Origin of the sequence: Streptomyces sp. NPDC079020 (assembly GCF_044542225.1) — a bacterium.
In the GTDB taxonomy this organism is placed as follows: Bacteria; Actinomycetota; Actinomycetes; order Streptomycetales; family Streptomycetaceae; genus Streptomyces.
Genome location: NZ_JBITUB010000001.1, coordinates 692,854 through 713,196, shown reverse-complemented (window position 1 = coordinate 713,196; position 20,343 = coordinate 692,854). Strand labels below are relative to the sequence as shown.

Annotated in this window: 15 protein-coding genes and 2 pseudogenes; 8 read left to right on the top strand and 9 right to left on the bottom strand. The window is 72.3% G+C overall.

The window, feature by feature from the left end:
* Nucleotides 1-264: 264 nt before the first annotated feature.
* Both ACIGJO_RS03235 and ACIGJO_RS03230 read right to left on the bottom strand, forming a co-directional pair.
* The gene (locus ACIGJO_RS03235) at nucleotides 265-726 is read right to left on the bottom strand and encodes a DUF5990 family protein (protein ID WP_399951256.1); all 462 of its coding nucleotides are present in this window, start codon (nucleotides 724-726) and stop codon (nucleotides 265-267) included.
* A 42-nt stretch (nucleotides 727-768) separates the two neighbouring features.
* Complete coding sequence (locus ACIGJO_RS03230) at nucleotides 769-1,563, bottom strand: aminotransferase class IV family protein (RefSeq protein ID WP_399951253.1); 795 nt, start codon at nucleotides 1,561-1,563, stop codon at nucleotides 769-771.
* Between the two features lie 75 nt (nucleotides 1,564-1,638).
* Between ACIGJO_RS03230 and ACIGJO_RS03225 the strand changes: the two genes are divergently transcribed.
* From ACIGJO_RS03225 to ACIGJO_RS03215, 3 genes are all read left to right on the top strand, one after another.
* Nucleotides 1,639-2,253, top strand: coding sequence for an NADPH-dependent FMN reductase (locus ACIGJO_RS03225; protein WP_399951249.1), 615 nt, complete (start codon nucleotides 1,639-1,641; stop codon nucleotides 2,251-2,253).
* Nucleotides 2,254-2,329: 76 nt separating this feature from the next.
* Nucleotides 2,330-2,668, top strand: a complete 339-nt coding sequence (gene cutA / locus ACIGJO_RS03220; RefSeq protein ID WP_399951246.1) for a divalent-cation tolerance protein CutA — start codon at nucleotides 2,330-2,332, stop codon at nucleotides 2,666-2,668.
* Nucleotides 2,665-3,240 carry a gamma-glutamylcyclotransferase family protein gene (locus tag ACIGJO_RS03215; protein WP_399951243.1) on the top strand — a complete coding sequence of 192 codons (576 nt, stop codon included), beginning with the start codon at nucleotides 2,665-2,667 and terminating at the stop codon, nucleotides 3,238-3,240. The genes cutA and ACIGJO_RS03215 overlap by 4 nt, the downstream gene beginning before the upstream one ends.
* Here the strand turns inward: ACIGJO_RS03215 and ACIGJO_RS03210 are convergent.
* Both ACIGJO_RS03210 and ACIGJO_RS03205 read right to left on the bottom strand, forming a co-directional pair.
* A pseudogene (locus ACIGJO_RS03210) lies at nucleotides 3,200-4,473 on the bottom strand (molybdopterin oxidoreductase family protein); the annotation flags it as partial. The gene ACIGJO_RS03215 and the pseudogene ACIGJO_RS03210 overlap by 41 nt on opposite strands.
* Nucleotides 4,474-4,849: 376 nt before the next feature.
* Nucleotides 4,850-5,746 (bottom strand): vancomycin high temperature exclusion protein, encoded by an 897-nt coding sequence (locus tag ACIGJO_RS03205; protein ID WP_399951240.1) that lies wholly within the window; start codon nucleotides 5,744-5,746, stop codon nucleotides 4,850-4,852.
* 194 nt (nucleotides 5,747-5,940) lie between these two features.
* Here ACIGJO_RS03205 and ACIGJO_RS03200 point away from each other — a divergent pair.
* The 3 genes and pseudogenes from ACIGJO_RS03200 (at nucleotide 5,941) to ACIGJO_RS03190 (ending at nucleotide 10,021) form a co-directional block, all read left to right on the top strand.
* Nucleotides 5,941-6,866 (top strand): annotated as a pseudogene (locus tag ACIGJO_RS03200) (sirohydrochlorin chelatase).
* 201 nt (nucleotides 6,867-7,067) lie between these two features.
* Nucleotides 7,068-8,414 carry a deoxyguanosinetriphosphate triphosphohydrolase gene (locus ACIGJO_RS03195; RefSeq protein WP_399951237.1) on the top strand — a complete coding sequence of 449 codons (1,347 nt, stop codon included), beginning with the start codon at nucleotides 7,068-7,070 and terminating at the stop codon, nucleotides 8,412-8,414.
* A gap of 347 nt (nucleotides 8,415-8,761) precedes the next feature.
* Complete coding sequence (locus ACIGJO_RS03190) at nucleotides 8,762-10,021, top strand: NAD(P)/FAD-dependent oxidoreductase (protein ID WP_399951234.1); 1,260 nt, start codon at nucleotides 8,762-8,764, stop codon at nucleotides 10,019-10,021.
* Nucleotides 10,022-10,160: 139 nt separating this feature from the next.
* Here the strand turns inward: ACIGJO_RS03190 and ACIGJO_RS03185 are convergent, their stop codons facing one another.
* The gene (locus tag ACIGJO_RS03185) at nucleotides 10,161-10,739 is read right to left on the bottom strand and encodes a hypothetical protein (protein ID WP_399951230.1); all 579 of its coding nucleotides are present in this window, start codon (nucleotides 10,737-10,739) and stop codon (nucleotides 10,161-10,163) included.
* 152 nt (nucleotides 10,740-10,891) lie between these two features.
* On the opposite strand from ACIGJO_RS03185, the gene dnaG reads away from it, so the two are divergent.
* Nucleotides 10,892-12,799, top strand: coding sequence for a DNA primase (gene dnaG, locus ACIGJO_RS03180; protein ID WP_399951227.1), 1,908 nt, complete (start codon nucleotides 10,892-10,894; stop codon nucleotides 12,797-12,799).
* Between the two features lie 368 nt (nucleotides 12,800-13,167).
* Nucleotides 13,168-14,250 (top strand): RNA polymerase sigma factor, encoded by a 1,083-nt coding sequence (locus ACIGJO_RS03175; protein ID WP_399951224.1) that lies wholly within the window; start codon nucleotides 13,168-13,170, stop codon nucleotides 14,248-14,250.
* Between the two features lie 176 nt (nucleotides 14,251-14,426).
* On the opposite strand, the gene ACIGJO_RS03170 is transcribed toward ACIGJO_RS03175, so the two are convergent.
* The 4 genes from ACIGJO_RS03170 to ACIGJO_RS03155 all read right to left on the bottom strand — a co-directional run bounded on the left by ACIGJO_RS03170 (nucleotide 14,427) and on the right by ACIGJO_RS03155 (nucleotide 20,295).
* Nucleotides 14,427-16,352, bottom strand: a complete 1,926-nt coding sequence (locus ACIGJO_RS03170) for an ABC transporter ATP-binding protein (RefSeq protein ID WP_399951221.1) — start codon at nucleotides 16,350-16,352, stop codon at nucleotides 14,427-14,429.
* Nucleotides 16,352-18,085 carry an ABC transporter ATP-binding protein gene (locus tag ACIGJO_RS03165; protein ID WP_399951218.1) on the bottom strand — a complete coding sequence of 578 codons (1,734 nt, stop codon included), beginning with the start codon at nucleotides 18,083-18,085 and terminating at the stop codon, nucleotides 16,352-16,354. The genes ACIGJO_RS03170 and ACIGJO_RS03165 overlap by 1 nt, the downstream gene beginning before the upstream one ends.
* 372 nt (nucleotides 18,086-18,457) lie before the next feature.
* Nucleotides 18,458-19,903, bottom strand: coding sequence for an FGGY family carbohydrate kinase (locus tag ACIGJO_RS03160; RefSeq protein WP_399951215.1), 1,446 nt, complete (start codon nucleotides 19,901-19,903; stop codon nucleotides 18,458-18,460).
* An 86-nt stretch (nucleotides 19,904-19,989) separates the two neighbouring features.
* Nucleotides 19,990-20,295: a YtxH domain-containing protein gene (locus ACIGJO_RS03155; protein ID WP_266930994.1), complete on the bottom strand. Its 306-nt coding sequence runs from the start codon at nucleotides 20,293-20,295 to the stop codon at nucleotides 19,990-19,992.
* Nucleotides 20,296-20,343 lie beyond the last annotated feature (48 nt).

Genomic DNA, 20,343 nt, shown 5'->3' with positions numbered 1-20,343 from the left:
CTGCGGCGCCCCGCCCGGACGGCGTCCGCGCAGGTCGCGGCGGTGCGGCTGGGCCGATCGGTCGGGCCGCCGACGCACGGTGCCGATCGAGTGAGATCTACGGCGCGAGACGGCGCCCGCCTTGGGTGTGACGTAGGTCACAGGAATGTCCGTGGTGGTGACGGGAACACGTCTGACACCCCCCACGGGACGGATACCGACCGCCGCCCCCATGGCAACCGCCCTCACCCGGCCCATTCCCCCCTGGGCCCGGTGGGGGCGGTGTCATGTGCCGTCCGTGGCGCTCCACGTGATGTGCGGCGGGCGCACCCGGGCGCACACGGGCTGCCCCTTGGCGTCGGTGAGCCGCAGCCGCGCCGTGAGGTGCCCGGTGCGGGCGGCGGCTTCGAGGACGGCCGGATCGATGTCGGTGAACAGGAGTTTGGCGCGCCGGAACATGGTGAACACGCCCGCTCCGTCCACCGTCCCCCAGGAGAGATAGACGAAGCGCCCGCCCAGCCTGTTCTGGATGTACGGCCCGGCGATCTCGATGCCGACCTCCGTGGGCGTGGCCGTGCAGTCCAGCGTCCAGGCGGCGGCCGGGGCGTCGCCGGGGTGCGGGCCCAGCAGTTCGCCGGGCCGGTCCTTGCGCTGCACGCCGACATGGATGTTGTCGAAACCGGAGAAGTCGGTGTCGGGGCCGCAGGTGCGGCCCGGGAGGTCGGAGGCTTCGATGTGGATCTGCATGCCCCCATGCTCCTGCACCGGCCGGGCCGTGGGCCCCGCGGCTCAGACGGTGTCCCGGGCGACGCCTTCGTACACCTGGGCCAGCCGCCCCATCAGCTCCTCGTCGACCGCGAACTCCGTGTCGTCGATCCGCCGGACCGGAGCGATCCCCTGCGAGTTGGTGAGGAAGGCCGCCCGGTACGAGCCGAGTCCGTCCAGTGTCACCGGGCGCCGCACCGGGGGCCGCCAGGCCCCGGCGAGTCCGTTGTCCAGCAGGGCCATCGTGATGCCGGTGAGTGCCGGTGCCTGCGGCCACACCACCGAAGTGCCGTCCCAGAACCCGATGTTCGTGATCGCGCCCTCGGTCACCACGCCGCCGGGCGCCGTCAGCAGCGCTTCGTCGAAGCCCGACCGCCCGGCCAGCAGGCCGTAGTAGGTCTGCCCGAACTCGCCGGGGCGCTTGATGTGCGGCACCACCCGTGCGTACGGCACCGACATCAGGCTCTTCGGCCCGGCGTCCATCCGGGCGGGCGGGCGCACCGTGATCATCAGCGTCGACTCCGTGTCGCCCGGCGGCAGGAAGCCGTGGACCCGGACGGAGGCGTCCCGTACCCCGGCACCGTCCAGGGCGTGCCGGATCAGGTCCCGTACGTGTTCCCCGTCGAGTGCCAGCTCGAACAGCTCGCGGCTCGCACTGTCCAGCCGGGCGAGGTGGAGCGCGAGGCCGCGTACCTTCCCGTCCCGGATCTGCATGGCCGTGAAGTGGCCGTAGTTGAAGAAGGCGGGGATCCGCAGATCCGCCTCGGTGGCCGGGTGTCCGTCGACCTCGACGTAGAGCGCCGGTGCGGGAGTTGTCATACCGCCACCGTATGCCGGACATCCATGGGCGACGGGCTTGACCTCAACCGTGGTTGAGGCGTGATTCTCGCCGCCATGGACATCGACACCCACGTACCGACCGGCACGGCCACCACCCCGCTCAAGGTGGCCGTCATTCTCGCCAGCACCCGCGAAGGGCGTTTCGGCCCGGTCGTCGCCAAGTGGTTCCTCGCCCGCGCGGCAGATCGTCCGGAGATCGAGACCGACCTGATCGACCTTGCCGAACTCGACCTCCCGTACACCCTCTCCTATCAGCCGAGCCCTGCGGGAGCCGACCAACTCGCCAAGGTCACACCCCGGTTGGCGGCGGCCGAAGCCTTTGTCGTCCTCACCCCCGAGTACAACCACTCCTACCCCGCCTCGCTGAAGAACGTCATCGACTGGCACTACCTCGAATGGCAGGCCAAGCCCGTCGCCTTCGTCTCGTACGGAGGAGTCTCCGGCGGACTGCGCGCCGTCGAACACCTCCGCCAGGTCTTCGCCGAACTGCACACCGTCTCCGTGCGCGACACCGTCTCCTTCCACAACGCGGGTGCGCTCTTCGACGACGAAGGACAGCACAAGGACCCGGCGGAGGCCGACGCGGCGGCCAAGGCGCTGCTCGACCAGGTGATCTGGTGGGGCCGGGCTCTGCGCGAGGCCAAGGCTCGGCGCCCGTACGGCGCCTGAGCCGGTCCGGACCGACAATCGGGGGGAGGCAGCGACAAGGGGGCACAAGCCCCTCCATGACCCGAGGAGAGCGACGATGACAGCGCCGGCATGGCTGACCGTGCTGACCACGACGGACAGCGAGGACAAGGCCCACGCCCTGGCCCGGGGCGCGGTGGAGGCACGGCTCGCCGCCTGCGCCCAGATCTCCGCACCCGTCGTCTCGGTCTACCGGTGGCAGAACGCCATCGAGACCAACGAGGAGTGGCAGGTGTTCCTCAAGACGACGGCCGAGCGCTACGACGAGCTGGAGGACCACATCCAGGCGGCGCACGACTACGACACCCCCGAGATCATCGCGATCCCGGTGGTCCGCGGCAGCGCCCGCTACCTCGGCTGGGTGATGGCGGAGACGGCACCCGAATCCGCCCTGTGACGGCGGCCGTGAGCCTCACCGAAGCCGGTGCCGGATCAGCCGCCGAGCTGCCGTTCTTCGTGTACGGCACGCTGCTCCCCGGCGAACCCAACCACGACCTCTTCCTCCGGGGCCGGACGACCGGGGAGCGCCCGGCCGTGCTGCCGGGCGCCCTGCTCTACGACGGGCCCGGGTACCCGTACGCCGTCGAGGGCCACGGCGCGGTCCACGGCACCCTCATCACGGCGGTGCCGGGGGTGTACGGGGAACTGCTGGGGCTGCTCGACCATCTGGAGGAGTACCTGGGGCCCGACCACCCGCGGAACCTGTACGAGCGGGTGATCCGGACGGTCGAGTTCCCGGTGGCCGGGTTCCCGGCGGCCGGGGCAGGGGAGTCCGGGGAGTCCGGGGAGTCCGGGGAGTCCGGGGCCGGAGGACCCGAGGTCCCGGCGGCCGGGGAGCAGCCGGTGCGCGCCTGGGTCTATCTGGCGGCGGCGGCCGTCACCCGCTCCCTGCGTACCAGCGGCATCCTCATCCCCGACGGGCGGTGGATCACCGGACGGCCGCCGCCACCCGGACGGCGCACACCTTGAACTCCGGCATCCGGGACACCGGGTCGAGGGCCGGGTTGGTCAGGGTGTTGGCCCGGCCCTCACCCGCCCAGTGGAACGGCATGAAGACGGTGTCCGGCCGGATCGACGCGGTGATCCGGGCGGGCGCCACAGCCCGCCCGCGCCGTGAGGCGACCTCCACGGGGTCGCCCTCGGCCACCCCGATCCGGTCCGCGAGCCGTGGATGCAGCTCGACGTACGGACCCGGGGCGGCCGCGTTCAGCTCGGCGACCCGGCGGGTCTGCGCTCCCGACTGGTACTGGGAGACGACCCGCCCGGTGGTCAGCACCACCGGGTAGTCCGCGTCGGTCTCCTCGGCGGCCGGACGGTGCGCGACCGGTCCGAAGGAGGCCCGCCCGTCCTCGGTGGCGAACCGCTCCAGGAACAGCCGGGGCGTACCGGCGTGCGACGCGTCGGGGCAGGGCCAGAACACCCCGTCCTCGGCCGCGATCCGCGCGTAGCTGATGCCCGCGTAGTCGGCCGGACCTCCCGCCGAGGCACGCCGCAGCTCGTCGAAGACCTCCTCGGGCTCGGCCGGGAACCCCGTCCCGTGCCCCAGCCGGGCCGCCAGGCCGCGCAGCACCGCCAGGTCGCTGCGCACCCCGTCCGGCGCGGTGACCGCCCGCCGCCGCAGCAGCACCCGGCCCTCCAGGCTGGTGGTGGTCCCGCTCTCCTCCGCCCACTGCGTCACCGGCAGCACCACATCGGCCAGCGCCGCCGTCTCGGAGAGCACCACATCGGCGACCGCGAGGAAGTCCAGCGACCGCAGCCGTTGCTCCACATGCCCGGCGCGCGGCGCGGAGACGACCGGGTTGGAGCCCATCACCAGCAGTGCGCGCACATCCCGCCCGAGCGCGTCCAGCAGCTCGTAGGCGCTGCGCCCCGGCCCCGGCAGTGACTCCGGGGCGACTCCCCACACACCCGCGACATGGGCACGGGCCGCCGGATCGGTGAGCTTGCGGTAGCCGGGCAGCTGATCGGCCTTCTGGCCGTGCTCACGGCCGCCCTGCCCATTGCCCTGCCCGGTCAGACAGCCGTACCCGGACAGCGGCGGCCCGCCCGCCCGGTGGCCAGGCAGACGTTGATCCAGGCACCCACCGTGTCCGTGCCCTTGGCCTGCTGCTCGGGCCCCCGGGCGGTCAGCACCATCCCGCTCGCCGCCCCGCAGAACAGTTCCACGGCGGCGCGCAGCCCCGGCACCGGCACCCCGGTTGACGGGGAAATCGGTGCGCTCCACGACCTCGGCCACCGTACCGTCGGCGACCGGGCGCAGCGTCATCCCGCACTGGAGCGCGCAGTAGGGGCAGTGGGTGGGCGTCTCGGTGCTGACCATGCGCCCAGCGTGCGAGCCGGGTATTACGAGTGCCGCGGCCTCCGGTTACGCCCCCGGTACGCACACCTCAGCCCGCCGGGGGAGGACCGGTGAGGCCGGGGTGCGCGAGGCGCGGAGGGGGGCTTCCGAGGGGGCGTGAGGGGGTCGTTCGAGGGGGCTTCCGATGGGCCGTCCGACGGGGGCTTCCGACGGGGGCGTCCGAGGGGGCGTCCGACGGGAGAGGGACCGCTTCCCGCCGGCCGGCGGGAAGGGGGGTGCTCACCGCCGGCCGGAGGCCAGTGCCTCCGCCACCCCGGTCTCCTCGGGTCCCAGGAAGTGCGGGTCGGGCCTGAACGTGGCGTCCAGGGCCGCCTTCCCCGCCGCGAGGATCTCCCGTGCCCCGCCGTAGTACCAGGTCGCGTCACGTTTGGCGTCGACCCCGACCCCGTACGCGTCGATGCCCGCCGACTGGCACAGGGCGATGGCCCGCCGGATGTGGAAGCCCTGGCTCACCAGTACGGCCTTGTCCACGCCGAAGATCTTCTTGGCCCGTACGCACGAGTCCCACGTGTCGAACCCGGCGAAGTCGCTGACGATCCGTGTGTCCGGCACCCCGCGCTCCGTGAGGTACGTCCGCATCGCGTCCGGCTCGTCGTACTCCACCCGGCTGTTGTCCCCGGTGACCAGCACGACCTTCACCTTGCCGGTCCGGTACAGCTCGGCCGCCGCGTCCAGCCGGTGCGCCAGGTACGGCGACGGCCTGCCCTTCCACAGCCCGGCCCCGAACACCATGGCGACCTCCCGGGCCGGTGCGTCGGCCGTGGTCCGCACCCGGGCGTCGGCGGTGGTGTGCATCCAGGTCGCGGGCGCGATCGCCACCACACAGGCGAGCATCAGCCCCTGCACCACCCGCCGCTGCGCCCGCCGGGTGCGCGGCAGCGGCAGCGACAACGACGACGGCAGTGGCAGCGACAGCCGGAACGGCCGGCGAAGCCGCCCGGAACCTTCCGGCGTCTCCTCCGGCTTCCCTTCCGGCTTCCCCTCTGGCGTCTCCTCCGGTTGCTCCCTCAGCCCCTCTGACCCCACCGGCCCCTCTGGCCCCACCAGCCCCTCCCGGCCTTCCGGCTTCTTCCGTCTCTTCAGCCGGTCCGGCCACGTCAGCCGCTCGCCTCGCATGGGAACCCCCCTGTCGATCTGTTGTGCGGTCCCACCTGCTCGGACGAGCAAAACGGCCAAAAGGTTCGCCGATGTGGGAAACCGCTGCTCGCCGCCGAGCGCTGACACCGCCTCCTGTCCGGCCGTGAGGCGCCGGAAAACCCCCGTCACGGGAACGCAACGGCCCGGCAACCTCCGTCCGGCACCATCGCCGCATGACGGAGCCCGCACCGGAACACCTTCGCGAGCCAGTACCTCCCGACAGCACGGCGCAACTCCTCACCCGTTTCACCGCACAGCTCGGCACCCGGCTCAGCCTCGTCTCCCTGAACGGAACCCGCAGGCCATGCCCCGCACCCGGCAGCCCGCCCGACCCGCCCACGGCGGCAGCGGCGTCCGCCCCGCCCCCACTCTGGTCGTCGTCGCGCACGGCAGCCGTGACCCGCAGGCACTGCGCACGGTCCTCGGCCTCCTGGACCGGGTCCGGGACATGCGCCCCGGGCTCGACGTCCGGCTCGGACACATCGAGCTGAACGAGCCCCTGCTGCCCGACACACTGGCCCGGGTCGGGGCCGGCGAGGCCGTGCTCGTACCTCTGCTGCTCGGCCGGGGCCACCACGTCAAGCACGACCTGCCCCGGGCCGCTGCCGCCGAGCCCCGTCTGCGGAGCCGGATCGCCGCGCCGCTCGGGCCGCACCCGCTGCTCGTCGAGGCGCTGTACGGGCGGCTCGTGGAGGCGGGCTGGCGGCCCGTGGACCCGGGCAGCCGCAGCGCCGCCGTCGTGCTCGCCGCCGCCGGGTCCCGCGACCCCGACCCGGTGCTCGACACCCGGCGTACCGCCCGGATGCTCGGCGAACGGCTGGGCGGAGTGCCGGTGGTGCCCGCGTACGCCTCCGCCACGACGCCCACCGTGCCCATCGCCCTGCGCGCGCTGGCCGCCCGGGGCCGCCACCGGGTCGCCGTCGCCTCGTACTTCACCGCGCCCGGCCGGTTCGCCGCCGCCGCCGCGGACGCCGCACCGGGGATCGCCGCCGCCCCGCTCGGCGCGCATCCGGCGATGGTCCGGCTGCTGCTGCACCGGTACGACCGGGCGGTGGCACACGGCGCCCCGGCGGACGCACGGACTCGGGCCTCCGCCTGACCCCGGACGCGGGCCTCCGCCCGACGCCCGGCGCACAGGCCCCTGCCCGATCCCCGCCCCCGCCCCCGACCCGATACCTGCCCCCTTGACCCCCGACGGCCGGGCGCACCCCGGTCCCGCAGGCACTGTCCCGCCCCGCCCCGCGTGTCTCCCGGGCACGCGCGTGACCCGTTGTCGGTCCCGGTCGCTACTGTCGGGAGCATGGACGGGACACAGGGCGCACGCGGGGCACATCGGGCAGACAGCGCACAAGCCGCACAGGATGTCGGAACGGGCCCGTACCAGCATGCCGACACCGAGCGCTGGGACACCGAGCTGGACAAGCGGCCCGGCCGCACCGCCTTCCAGCGCGACCGGGCCCGGGTGCTGCACTCCGCCGCGCTGCGCAGGCTGGCCGGGAAGACGCAGGTGGTGACGCCCGGCACCCGCTCCAGCGCCTGGGACGCCAGCCCCCGGACCCGGCTCACCCACTCCCTGGAGTGCGCCCAGGTCGGCCGTGAGCTCGGTGCCGCGCTCGGCTGTGATCCCGATCTCGTCGAGACGGCCTGCCTCGCCCACGACATGGGCCACCCCCCGTTCGGGCACAACGGCGAACAGGCGCTCAACGACTTCGCCTCGGACTGCGGCGGCTTCGAGGGAAACGCCCAGTCGCTGCGCCTGCTGACCCGCCTCGAACCCAAGCGTTTCGTCCGCGACACCCGGACCGGGGAGCTCGTCAGCGTCGGGCTCAATCTGACCCGGGCCGCCCTGGACGCCGCCACCAAGTACCCCTGGCCGCGCGGCGCCCACCCCACCGACCCCCGCTCCCCGAAGTTCGGGGTCTACGAGGACGACCTGCCGGTCTTCGCGTGGGCCCGCGAGGGCGCCCCGCGGGACCGCAAGTGCTTCGAGGCCCAGGTCATGGACTGGTCCGACGACGTCGCGTATTCGGTGCACGACGTCGAGGACGGGCTGCACGCCGGGCACATCGACCCCAACTGCCTGTACGCCGAGCCCGAGCGGCGCGAGATCCGGGCCGTCGCCATCGGGCGCTACGTACCGGCGGACACCGAACCGCAGGAGCTCGCCGACGCCCTGGACCGGCTGCTCGACCAGGAGTGGTGGCCCCACGGCTACGACGGCTCGGCCGTGGCCCAGGCCCGGCTGAAGGACGCCACCAGCCAGCTCATCGGCCGCTTCTGCCAGGCCGCCGAGACGGCGACGCGCGAGGTGTACGGCCCCGGGCGGCTCGGCCGGTACGGCGCGGAGCTGGTGCTCCCGCGCGAGGTCCGCATGGAGTGCGCGGTGCTCAAGGCGGTCGCCGACCGCTATGTGATGCAGCGCGCCGAGCAGGAGGCCATCCGCGCCGACCAGCGGATCGTCATCGCGGAGCTGGCCGCCGCGCTCACCGCCCGCGCCCCGGAAGGCCTGGAGCCGCAGTTCCGGGCGCTGTACGACGCCGCGCCCGACGACCGCGCCCGCAAGCGGGTCCTGGTCGACCAGATCGCCGCACTCACCGACGCCTCCGCGCTCTCCCTGCACACCGCCCTCACGGCCCGTCACCGCTGAGCCGGTCCACCGCCCGTCCCGCCGCCGCAGGTCCTGTCGTGCCCCGCCTCCCGCCCCACTGCCGCCGGCCTTCGCCCGGGGTGTGTCCCGCGGCGGTGGGGCGCGGCGGCGGCCGTCGGCAACGGGGCAGGTGATGTGCTGGGAGCCGTACCGCGCCGCGCGGGGATTTTCCGGCTCCGCACGCAACCGGAGGACCCTGCTCCACGCGGTGCCGGCCCGGGTGGGCAGACTGGACCCGTGACCACTGGGTGTGACCTGAACGGGGCACACCCTCTTTCGCCATCACGCTGCGTGCGGGACGCTCGCAGGTGGCGGCGCCGCACAGCACTGCACTGAGGAGGCATCAAGTGGTCGACGCACACCGGACGTTCGTCATCATCGGCGGAGGACTCGCGGGGGCGAAGGCAGCCGAAACACTCCGATCGGAGGGTTTCAGCGGCCGGGTGATCCTGATCGGCGATGAGCGCGACCATCCGTACGAACGGCCGCCCCTGTCCAAGGGGTACCTGACCGGCAAGGAGGAGCGCGACAGCGTCTTCGTCCACGAGACGGCGTGGTACGCGGGCGCCGACATCGAGCTGCACCTCGGCCAGCCCGTCACGGCCGTCGACCGCTACGCCCGCTCCGTACAGCTCGGCGACAACACGGTCATCCACTACGACAAGCTGCTGCTCGCCACCGGGGCCGAACCGCGCCGGCTCGACATCCCGGGTACGGACCTGACCGGCGTCCACCACCTGCGCCGTCTGGCCCACGCCGACCGGCTGCGCAACGTCCTGTCCGCGCTCGGCCGCGACAACGGCCACCTGGTGATCGCCGGAGCCGGCTGGATCGGCCTGGAGGTCGCCGCGGCGGCCCGGGGCTACGGCGCCGAGGTCACCGTCGTCGAGCCGGAATCGACCCCGCTGTACCAGGTCATCGGCCCCGAACTGGGCCAGATCTTCACCGAGCTGCACAGCGCGCACGGCGTCCGCTTCCACTTCGGCGCCCGCCTCACCGAGATCATCGGCCAGGACGGCCTGGTCCTCGCCGCCCGCACCGACGACGGGGAGGAGCACCCCGCCCACGACGTGCTCGCCGCGATCGGCGCCGCGCCGCGCACCGGGCTCGCCGAGGCCGCCGGACTCGAACTGGCCGGACGGGCGCACGGCGGCGGGATCGCCGTCGACGCCTCCCTGCGCACCTCCGACCCGCACATCTACGCGGCCGGGGACATCGCCGCCGTGGACCACCCCATGCTCGGCACCCGGCTCCGGGTCGAGCACTGGGCCAACGCGCTGAACAGCGGTCCGGCCGCGGCGCGGGCCATGCTCGGCCAGGAGGTCAGCTACGACCGGGTGCCGTACTTCTTCTCCGACCAGTACGACCTCGGCCTCGAATACTCGGGCTGGGCCCCGCCCGGCAGTTACGACCAGGTCGTCATCCGGGGCGACGCGGGCAAGCGGGAGTTCATCGCCTTCTGGCTGAAGGACCGCCGGGTGCTGGCCGGGATGAACGTCAACGTGTGGGACGTCACCGAGACCGTCCAGGAGCTGATCCGGGCGGGGCGGCAGCTCGACCCGGAGGCACTGGGCGATCCGTCGGTCCCGCTGGAATCCCTGCTCTGACACCCCGTCGCGGGCACCCGGGACATCTGGGGTGCCCGGGGCACCTGGGACATCTGGGGTGCCCGGGGCACCTGGGGCACCTGGGGTGCCGTACGAAGGCCGCGCGGTCCGGCGAAACGCGGATGCGCGGCCGGTGGCACTATGCGTACGGCTCCCAGGAGGTGTCGTCGTGCGCCCCGGGCGCCTGCGCGCACTCGGCGAGCGCGGTGCCGACGAGCTGTCCGGAGGCGCGGGTCCACCGCAGCTTCACCGTGTGCCGGCCCGCCATGACCTCGCCCGCCGTCGCGGTCCGCTCGGCCTCCAGCCGGACCTCCCCGCCGTCGTCGTCCCGGGTGATCCGCCAGCCGGCCTCCGTCAGCCCGGACCGCGCGGCGTCGGCGGCACCCATGGCGTCGGACTTCTCCACGCCGTCCACACGCCACCGTGCGTGCGCGCGGTACGCCCCGGCCACGGGCTCGTCGAGCTTCATCACGGTCCCCCCGTCGGGGAAGCAGTGGTCCGAACCGAGCGTGATCCCGCCCAGGTCCGTGCCGGACGCGGTCAGCGCGTGGAGCCGGCGGGCATCGGCCTTCACCGCCGAGGCGGCGATCCCGGGTGCGACCTCCGGGAAGTCGGTACCGCCGTACGCCGACCACAGCGCACCGCCTCCGGCCAGCACACCGCCCGCTGCCAGCGCGCCCGCTGCCACCAGCACCGTCACGCGCCGTCTGTTCCGCATGCCCACCCCATGTTCCCCGGGTCCGAAGGACCGCACCGCGCGCATCGTAGCTCCGGCGGCCCCCGCCCCGCCGCTGCGGGCGACCGCTCGCGCGACCACGTGCGCGACCGCTCGCGCCACCGGTTGTCCGAGCCCACCCGTAGACTTCACTCGTGGCAGGCAGGATCAATGACGACGACGTGAAGGCGGTACGGGACGCGGTCCCGATCGACTCCGTCGTGTCCGAATACCTTCAGCTCCGTAACGCGGGCGGCGGAAACCTCAAGGGACTCTGCCCCTTCCACGACGAGAAGTCCCCCTCCTTCCAGGTGAGCCCCAGCAAGGGGCTCTTCCACTGCTTCGGCTGCCAGGAGGGCGGCGACACCCTTGCCTTCGTGATGAAGATCGACCACCTCACCTTCTCGGAGACGGTCGAGCGGCTCGCCGCCAAGGCGGGCATCACCCTGCGGTACGAGGAGGGCGGCTACAACCCCTCCCACCAGCGCGGCGAACGCATCAGGCTGATCGAGGCGCACAAGGCCGCCGCCCAGTTCTATGTGGAGCAGCTGGACGGTCCCGAGGCCGAGATCGGCCGCAAGTTCCTGGCCGGCCGCGGCTTCGACCAGGCCGCCGCCGCCCATTTCGGCGTCGGCTACAGCCCCGCGGGGTGGGACCACCTCACCCGCTATCTGCGCGGCAAGGGCTTCAGCGACAAGGAGCTGATCACCTCCGGTCTGTCGCAGGACGGCCGCCGCGGTCCCATCGACCGGTTCCGCGGCCGGCTGATGTGGCCGATCAGCGACACCTCCGGTGAGATCGTCGGCTTCGGCGCCCGCAAGCTGCGCGACGACGACAACGGGCCGAAGTACCTCAACACCCCCGAGACCTCGATCTACAAGAAGTCCCAGGTGCTGTACGGCATCGACCTGGCCAAGAAGGACATCGCCAAGGCCAGCCGGGCCGTCGTCGTCGAGGGCTACACCGACGTCATGGCCTGCCATCTGGCCGGGGTCACCACGGCCATCGCCACCTGCGGCACCGCCTTCGGCAACGACCACATCAAGATCCTGCGCCGCCTCCTGATGGACAACGGCAGCGCCCGGGTGATCTTCACCTTCGACGGCGACGCGGCCGGGCAGAAGGCGGCCCTGCGTGCCTTCGAGGACGACCAGAAGTTCGCCGCGGAGACCTACATCGCGATCGCCCCGGACAGCATGGACCCCTGCGACCTGCGCCTGGCCAAGGGCGACGAGGCGGTCCGCGACCTGGTCGAGCCCCGCACCCCGCTCTTCGAGTTCGCGCTGCGCCAGATCGTCCGGCGCTACGACCTGGAGACGCCCGCGGGCCGCGCCGCGGCGCTCGACGAGGCCGCCGCCGTCGTCGCGAAGATCAAGACGAGCAGTGTGCAGCGTGAGGTCGCCGTCCAGCTCGCCGGTTTCGTCGGCATCCTCGACCAGGAATTCGTCGTGCACCGGGTCGCGCAGCTTGCCCGCTGGGCCCGCAACGACAGGAGCGAGCGGGGCAACGGACCCGGCGGACCGTCCCGGAAGGGCACCCCGCAGACCGTCCAGGCACCCACCGCCCCCTCCGGCCCCGCGCTCAACCTCCGCAGCCCCGCCCACCGCACCGAGCGCGAGCTGCTCAAGCTCGCCCTGCAGAAGCCCGCCCTGGTCTCCCCGGCCTTCGACGCCTACGGGGTCGACGAGTTCACGGCCCCGCCCTACGCCGCCGTACGGCAGTGCGTCGCGGAGGCGGGCGGCGCCGAACAGGGCCTGGCCGAGACCCGCGAGTATCTGGTCGCCGTCCTGGACGCCGCCCCCAACGACACCGTGCGCAACCTCGTCACCGAGCTGGCTGTCGAGGTCTTCCACGGCAAGTCCATCGACGAGACGTACGCGGGCATGCAACTGGTCCAGGTCCGGCTGCGCGCCGTGGACCGCCGGATCGACGATGTCCAGGGCAGCCTCGCCCGCCTCGGCAGCAATGTGGCGCCGGACGACCTGGCCGCCGCGCAGAACGAGGTCTGGGTGCTCCAGCAGTACGCCCAGTCCCTCCGCGCCAACGGCGCCGACGCGCTCTGACGCACGCCCCTACCGCCACACCCGGGACCGCGGAGGCACCCCGAGACTGGCGGGGCACCCCTGGACCTGCGGGGCACCCCCGGACCTGCGGGGGCACCCCGGGACCGCAGGGGCACCCCGGGGCCCGCGGGGGCACCCCGGGACCACAAGGCGCCCCCGGGACCGCACCAGGACAGCGCCGCCGGGCGGCGGGGCCGTAATCGCCCGGTCACACACCGGACTCAGAAAGTCGCCGCACGCCCCTCGTGGGAGCGATGTGTCGTGCCCCACACTGGGGGCCGGTGCCTGAGTCATCGGAGCGCGATCGGTCCACCGAGGGCGGACCTCCATCCCCGCAATCCGGCAGCGATCACCTGGAGGTCGCCCCCGTGCAGACCCGGACCGTGATGACGACCGAGCATGTCCCGGCCATTCCCGCGCAGAACCGGGCCGCGCACCACCCGGAAACCGCGGTGGACCCGCCGCCGGAGCCCGAAGCGGTCATGGAGGAGTCGACGGTATCCGGGCCCCCGGAGCCGCACAGCAGACCGGAGTCCGGCGGCCCGTCCTCCGATCTCTTCCGGCAGTATCTGCGCGAGATCGGCCGGATCCCCCTGCTCACCGCCGCCGACGAGGTGGACCTCGCCCGCCGCGTCGAAGCCGGGCTCTTCGCCGAGGAACGGCTCGCGAGCACCCCGGACCCCGACTCCCGGCTCGCCGTCGACCTGGACCGGCTGGTCGTCATGGGCCGGATGGCCAAGCGCCGGCTCATCGAGGCGAACCTGCGCCTCGTCGTCTCGGTCGCCAAGCGCTACGTGGGCCGCGGGCTGACGATGCTCGACCTCGTCCAGGAGGGGAACCTCGGGCTGATCAGGGCGGTCGAGAAGTTCGACTACGCCCGGGGCTACAAGTTCTCCACGTACGCGACCTGGTGGATCCGCCAGGCCATGTCCCGCGCGCTGGCCGACCAGGCCCGCACCATCCGCGTCCCGGTCCATGTCGTCGAGCTCATCAACCGCGTCGTCCGGGTCCAGCGCCGGATGCTCCAGGAACGCGGCTGTGAGCCGACCGCCGAAGAGGTGGCCGCCGAGCTCGATCTGACCCCGGAGCGGGTGAGCGAGGTCCTGCGCCTGGCCCTGGAGCCCGTCTCGCTGCACGCGCCCGTCGGCGAGGAGGACGATGTCTCCTTCGGCGACCTGATCGAGGACGGCGACGCGGCCTCACCGGTCGAGTCCGCCGCCTTCCTGCTGCTGCGCGAACATCTGGAGGCGGTGCTCTCCACCCTCGGCGAGCGGGAACGCAAAGTGGTGCAGCTGCGCTACGGGCTGGCCGACGGGCGGCCCCGCACCCTGGAGGAGATCGGCCGGATCTTCGGGGTGACCCGTGAACGCATCCGCCAGATCGAGTCCAAGACCCTCAGCAAACTGCGGGACCACGCGTTCGCCGACCAGCTCCGCGGCTACCTCGACTGAGAGCGCCGAAGCCCCGGGCGGACCGCCCTGCCCTGCCCCCGCCCTGCCCCGCACCTGCCCTGCCCCCGCCCCGCCCCGGGGGCGGCGGACAGGCACGGAGCCGGGCACGGAGCCGGGTTATGGGACGGGGACACGGGGACACAGGGACACAGGGACAGGGCAGGAGACAGAACGGGTCAGTCCACCTCGGCGAGCGCCTGCGCGAACTGGGCCGCGTACAGCCGGGCGTAGGCACCCTTGGCCGCCAGCAGCTCGTCGTGCGAGCCCTGTTCGACGATCGAGCCGCTCTCCATCACCAGGATGACGTCGGCATCCCGGATCGTGGAGAGCCGGTGCGCGATGACGAAGCTGGTCCGGCCGTGCGCGAGGCGCGCCATCGCCTTCTGGATCAGCACCTCGGTACGGGTGTCCACCGAGCTGGTGGCCTCGTCGAGCACCAGGATCACCGGGTCGGACAGGAACGCCCGCGCGATGGTGATCAGCTGCTTCTCGCCGGCGCTGACCCCGGAGCCCTCGTCGTCGATCACCGTGTCGTAACCGTCCGGCAGGGTACGGATGAAGCGGTCGGCGTGCGCCGCCTTCGCCGCCGCCTCGATCTCCTCCCGGCCGACCTCGCGCGAAGCGCCGTACGCGATGTTGTCCGCGATCGAGCCGCCGAACAGCCAGGTGTCCTGGAGGACCATGCCGATCCCGGACCGCAGGTCGGCGCGCGACATCTTCGCCGCATCGACCCCGTCGAGGGCGATCCGGCCGCCCGTCACCTCGTAGAACCGCATCAGCAGATTGACCAGGGTCGTTTTTCCGGCGCCCGTCGGCCCGACGATCGCCACCGTCTGGCCCGGTTCGACGCTCAGCGACAGATCCTCGATGAGCGGCTTCTCCGGGTCGTAGCGGAACGACACCTTCTCCAGCGAGACGCTGCCGCGCAGCTCGTCGGGGCGCTCACCGTTCTCCGGGTCGGCCCCCTGCTCCTCCGCGTCCAGCAGCTCGAAGATCCGCTCGGCCGACGCGACACCCGACTGCACCAGGTTCGCCATCGAGGCGACCTGGGTCAGCGGCATCGAGAACTGCCGGGAGTACTGGATGAACGCCTGCACATCACCGATCGACAGCGCACCGGAGGCGACCCGCAGACCGCCGACGACGGCGACGAGCACATAGTTCAGGTTCGACACGAACATCATCAGCGGCTGCATGATCCCGCTGTTGAACTGCGCCTTGAAGCCCGCCTCGTACAGCGCCTCGTTCTGCTCGGCGAAGTCCCTCGCGGACTCCTCCTGCCGCCCGAAGACCTTCACCAGGGTGTGCCCGGTGTACATCTCCTCGATGTGGGCGTTGAGCTTGCCCGTCACCTTCCACTGCTCCACGAACTGCGGCTGCGAACGCTTGCCCACCCGCATGGCCACGAAAACCGACAGCGGGATCGTCGCCAGCGCGACCAGCGCCAGCAGCGGCGAGATCCAGAACATCATGATCAGCACGCCGACGATGGTCAGCAGGGAGTTGATGAGCTGCCCCATCGTCTGCTGCATCGTCTGCGAGATGTTGTCGATGTCGTTCGTCGCCCGGCTGAGCACCTCGCCGCGCTTGGCGCGGTCGAAGTACGAAAGCGGCAGCCGCGCCAGCTTCGTCTGGAGGTCCTCGCGCAGCTGGAAGACGATCCGGTTGATCACCCGGACCGAGATCCGGGTGGACACGAGCATCAGCAGCCCGGCGCCGACATAGATCACCAGCGCGATCAGCAGGACGTTCCCCACGGCACCGAAGTCGATGCCGTGACCCGGGGTGAAGTCCACCCCGGACAGCATGTCGGCCAGCCCGCCGCTGCCCTTGTCGCGCAGGCCCTCGATGGCCTGCTCCTTGGTGGTGCCCTCCGGCATCCCCCGGCCGACCACCCCCGCGAAGATCAGGTCGGTCGCCATGCCGAGGATCTTCGGACCGACCACCGAGAGCGCCACGCTCAGCACCCCGGCGGCCAGCATCAGATACAGCGAGGACCTCTCCCGGCTGAACCTCTTCAGCAGCCGCTTCCCGGACCCCTTGAAGTCCATGGACCGCTCGGTGGGCGCTCCGGCCATCATTCGTCCGCCCGGCCCGGCCATTACGCGGCCTCCGCTTCCGTCAGCTGGGAGAGCACGATCTCCCGGTACGTTTCATTGCCGTCCATCAGTTCGCCGTGGGTGCCCGATCCCACGACCCGGCCCTCGTCGAGCACCAGTATCCGGTCGGCATCACGGATCGTGGCCACCCGCTGCGCCACGATCACCACCGTCGCCTCGGCCGTCTCCCGGGACAGCGCCGCGCGCAGCGCCGCGTCCGTCGCGTAGTCCAGCGCCGAGAACGAGTCGTCGAAGAGATAGATCTCCGGCTGCTGCACGAGCGTCCTGGCGATCGCCAGCCGCTGCCGCTGGCCACCGGAGACATTGGTGCCGCCCTGCGCGATCGGCGCGTCCAGCCCGTGCTCCAGCTGCTCCACGAACTCCTTGGCCTGCGCCACCTCCAGCGCGTGCCACAGCTCCTCGTCGGTCGCGTCCGGATTCCCGTACCGCAGATTCGTCGCGACCGTCCCCGAGAAGAGGTACGGCTTCTGCGGCACCAGGCTCACGGTCTTCGCCAGCAGCACCGGGTCCAGCGTCCGTACGTCCGCACCGTCGACCAGCACCTCGCCGTCCGTCGCGTCGAACAGCCGCGGTACGAGCCCGAGCAGCGTCGACTTCCCGCTGCCCGTCGACCCGATGATCGCGGTCGTCTCACCGGGGCGCGCCACCAGGTCCACGGCCCGCAGCACCGGCTCCTCGGCACCCGGGTAGCGGAACTCCGCGCCCCGCACCTCCAGATGACCGTGCCTGCGCAGCTCCGTGACCGGGGCGAGCGGTGGCACGACGCTCGAATCGGTCTCCAGGACCTCCTGGATGCGCTCGGCACAGACCTCGGCGCGCGGCACCATCATGAACATGAAGGTGGCCATCATCACCGACATCACGATCTGCATCAGATAGGCGAGGAACGCGGTCAGCGCGCCGATCTGCATCCCACCGCTGTCGATGCGGTGCGCCCCGAACCAGACCACGGCGATGGAGGACAGGTTCACCACCGTCATCACGGTCGGGAACATGAACGCCATGAGCCGGCCGGTCGAGACCGACACATCGGTCAGCTCGGTGTTCGCCCCCCGGAAGCGCCCCTCCTCGTACTCGTCCCGGACGAAGGCGCGGATGACGCGGTTGCCGGTGATCTGCTCGCGCAGCACCTGGTTCACCGTGTCCAGCCGCTCCTGCATCGTGCGGAACAGCGGCCGCATCTTCTTGACGATGAGGCTCACCGAGATGCCGAGCACCGGCACCACGGCCAGCAGCACCGCGGACAGCGGAACGTCCTGGCCGAGGGCCATGATGATGCCGCCGATACACATGATCGGGGCCGACACCATCAGCGTGAACGCCATCAGCACCAGCATCTGTACCTGCTGGACGTCATTGGTCGTACGAGTGATCAGCGAGGGCGCACCGAAACGCCCGACCTCCCGCGCCGAGAACGCCTGCACCCGGTCGAAGATCGACGCCCGGACATCACGCCCGAGCGCGGACGCGGTGCGCGCGCCGTAGTAGACGGCGCCGGCGTTGCAGACCACCTGGACGACGCTGACGGCGATCATGAGACCGCCGAACTCCAGGATGTAGCCCGTGTCCCCCTTCACGACACCGTTGTCGATGATGTCGGCGTTGAGGCTGGGCAGATAGAGGCTGGCACAGGTCTGCAGCAGCTGGAGGAACACCAGCACTGCGATGGGTTTTCTGTACGGGCCGAGATAGGTCCGCAGGATTTTTATGAGCACGCGTGTCTCTCGGGTCGGCGGAGGGCAGAGGTCGCCCCATTTTCCGGTACGCCGTACGCAGACCGCGAACACTTTTCCTCAAACCCAGGTCAAAACCCGACCGCCCCGCGACCGGGCCACGACCGCCCTGCGATCAGGGCTCCCGGCTGGGCCCGAGCGTGCCGCGACCGGGGCTCCGGTTGGGCCCCGCGACCGGGCCACGACCGCCCCGCGACCGGGCTCCGCCCGCACCCCGACCGGAACCCGGGACGGGCCCGGCGACGACCGGAAGCGCGGACCGCCCCCCGGAGGCGGCCGGTCCGGAACCCCGGACCGGCCCGGGAGACAACCGGAAGCGCCGCCCGGAGGACGCACCCCGACGTGCCGCTCGCCTCAGACCCCGCCTGCGAACGCCCCGGGGTGGATCTGATCGCGCGTCGCCTCGTACTGCTGACGCACCGCCCGGCCCGCGGCCAGCTCCTCGCCCGGCTCCAGCACCTGGGCCGCGGCGCCCTGCCAGGCCGGGGGAGTACGCGGATCGAGGGTCCCCTGCGAGACCCCGAGCGCCCACGCCGCCTGCCGCGCCGCACCGAGGGCCGCGTACTCGGCGGGCTGCGGTACGACGACCTGCGTACCGAACACCGAGGGCGCCAGCGCCTGCACGGCAGGCAGCTCGGCGGCGGCGCCCAGCAGGAACACCCGGCGCACCTCCACACCGCGGCCGCGCAGTACGTCGAGCGCGTCGGCCAGCGAGCACAGCATCCCCTCGAACGCGGCCCGTGCCAGATGCTCCGGCTTCATCGACTCCCGCCGCAGCCCGCAGAGCGTTCCGGCGGTGTGCGGCAGCTGGGGGGTGCGCTCGCCCTCCAGATACGGCAGCAGCACCAGGCCCGAGGCCCCGGGCGTCGACTTCAACGCGAGCGCGGACAGCTCCTCCAGCCCCTCCAGGCCCAGCATCTCGGCGGTCCCGCGCAGCGCGCGCACCGCGTTCGAGGTGTGCACCACCGGCAGATGCATCCCGGTGGCGTCGGCGAAGGAGGTGATCATCCCGGTCGGATCGGCCAGCGCCTCGTGGTGCACCGCCATCACGGACCCGGAGGCCCCCAGCGACACCACCGCATCGCCCACCGCGACCCCGAGCCCGAACGCCGCCGCCATCGTCTCGCCGGTGCCCGCCGAGATCAGCAGCCCCTCCGGCGTCGTCCCGGCACAGTCGGCGGGACCGAGCACCTCGGGCAGCGCCGCCTGATGCCCCAGCGCCAGCTCCACCAGGTCGGGCCGGTAAGAGCCGGTCCCGGCCGACCAGTAGCCGGTACCGGACGCCGCGCCCCGGTCGGTGGTCCGCCGGGCCGGCCTGCCCAGCAACTGCCACACCAGCCAGTCGTGCGGCTGCATGACGGCCGCGACGCGCTGCGCGTTCTCCGGCTCGGTCCGCGCCAGCCAGCGCAGCTTCGCCACCGGCTGCGCCGCCTGCGGTACGGCCCCGACGGCCTCGGCCCAGGCCTGCCGCCCGCCGAGCCCGTCGATCAGATCGGCCGCGGCGACCTGCGCCCGCCGGTCATTGCCGAGCAGCGCCGGACGTACGAGATTGCCCTGGTGGTCCAGGGGGACGAGCCCGTGCTGCTGCGCGGACACACCGATGGCCTGCACACCTTCGAGCAGCCCGGCGGAGGCCGCCTCGCCGAGTGAGAGCAGCCACGCCTGCGGGTCGACCTCGGAGGCCTTGGCCTCGACCGGATGCGCGGCGTACCCCTGCCGCAGCACGGCGCCCGTGTCCGTGTCGCAGACGACGATGTGAGTGAAGGCGGAAGAACTGTCCAAGCCGGCGACTATGCCCATACGCAGATTCTGCCGCACCCCCCGGCCTTTCCCGCAACCGGCACCGAAGGGGCCCGGCCGGCCCCGACGCGTACCGGTCCGGGTCCTCAGGTATTGGTGGTGCCCCAGTCGTCCTCCGCGCCGTTCAGACTGCTGCGCTCCCGCAGCGACCGCACCCGGTCGGCCACCGAGGCGGGCACCTTGTCCCCGACCTTCTCGCTCACCGAGTGGTACGCCTTGCCCGCGAAGTCCCGCCCGCTGCTCGCCGCCGACTCGGCGGCGTTGCGCACGGCGGGGTTCTCGGCGAACTGTCGTGCGGACTTCTTCAACTGCTCGTAACGCTCGCGCCCGGCTCGCGTGCCGAGCACGTAACCGAGGGCCAGTCCGGCGATGAACGTGAGCCGGTACCGCATGGCTGCCACCCTTCCTTCGCTCCGTGCGACGTGTGCAGGCCGCCTACC

Excerpts from the sequence above, each read along its gene's own strand:
- ACIGJO_RS03185 (WP_399951230.1), bottom strand. The coding sequence starts at position 10,739 with ATGCGGAACAGACGGCGCGTGACGGTGCTGGTGGCAGCGGGCGCGCTG.
- ACIGJO_RS03195 (WP_399951237.1), top strand. The coding sequence starts at position 7,068 with ATGGACGGGACACAGGGCGCACGCGGGGCACATCGGGCAGACAGCGCA.
- ACIGJO_RS03230 (WP_399951253.1), bottom strand. The coding sequence starts at position 1,563 with ATGACAACTCCCGCACCGGCGCTCTACGTCGAGGTCGACGGACACCCG.
- ACIGJO_RS03170 (WP_399951221.1), bottom strand. The coding sequence starts at position 16,352 with ATGGCCGGGCCGGGCGGACGAATGATGGCCGGAGCGCCCACCGAGCGG.
- ACIGJO_RS03205 (WP_399951240.1), bottom strand. The coding sequence starts at position 5,746 with ATGCGAGGCGAGCGGCTGACGTGGCCGGACCGGCTGAAGAGACGGAAG.
- cutA (WP_399951246.1), top strand. The coding sequence starts at position 2,330 with ATGACAGCGCCGGCATGGCTGACCGTGCTGACCACGACGGACAGCGAG.
- ACIGJO_RS03225 (WP_399951249.1), top strand. The coding sequence starts at position 1,639 with ATGGACATCGACACCCACGTACCGACCGGCACGGCCACCACCCCGCTC.
- ACIGJO_RS03160 (WP_399951215.1), bottom strand. The coding sequence starts at position 19,903 with ATGGGCATAGTCGCCGGCTTGGACAGTTCTTCCGCCTTCACTCACATC.
- ACIGJO_RS03155 (WP_266930994.1), bottom strand. The coding sequence starts at position 20,295 with ATGCGGTACCGGCTCACGTTCATCGCCGGACTGGCCCTCGGTTACGTG.
- ACIGJO_RS03235 (WP_399951256.1), bottom strand. The coding sequence starts at position 726 with ATGCAGATCCACATCGAAGCCTCCGACCTCCCGGGCCGCACCTGCGGC.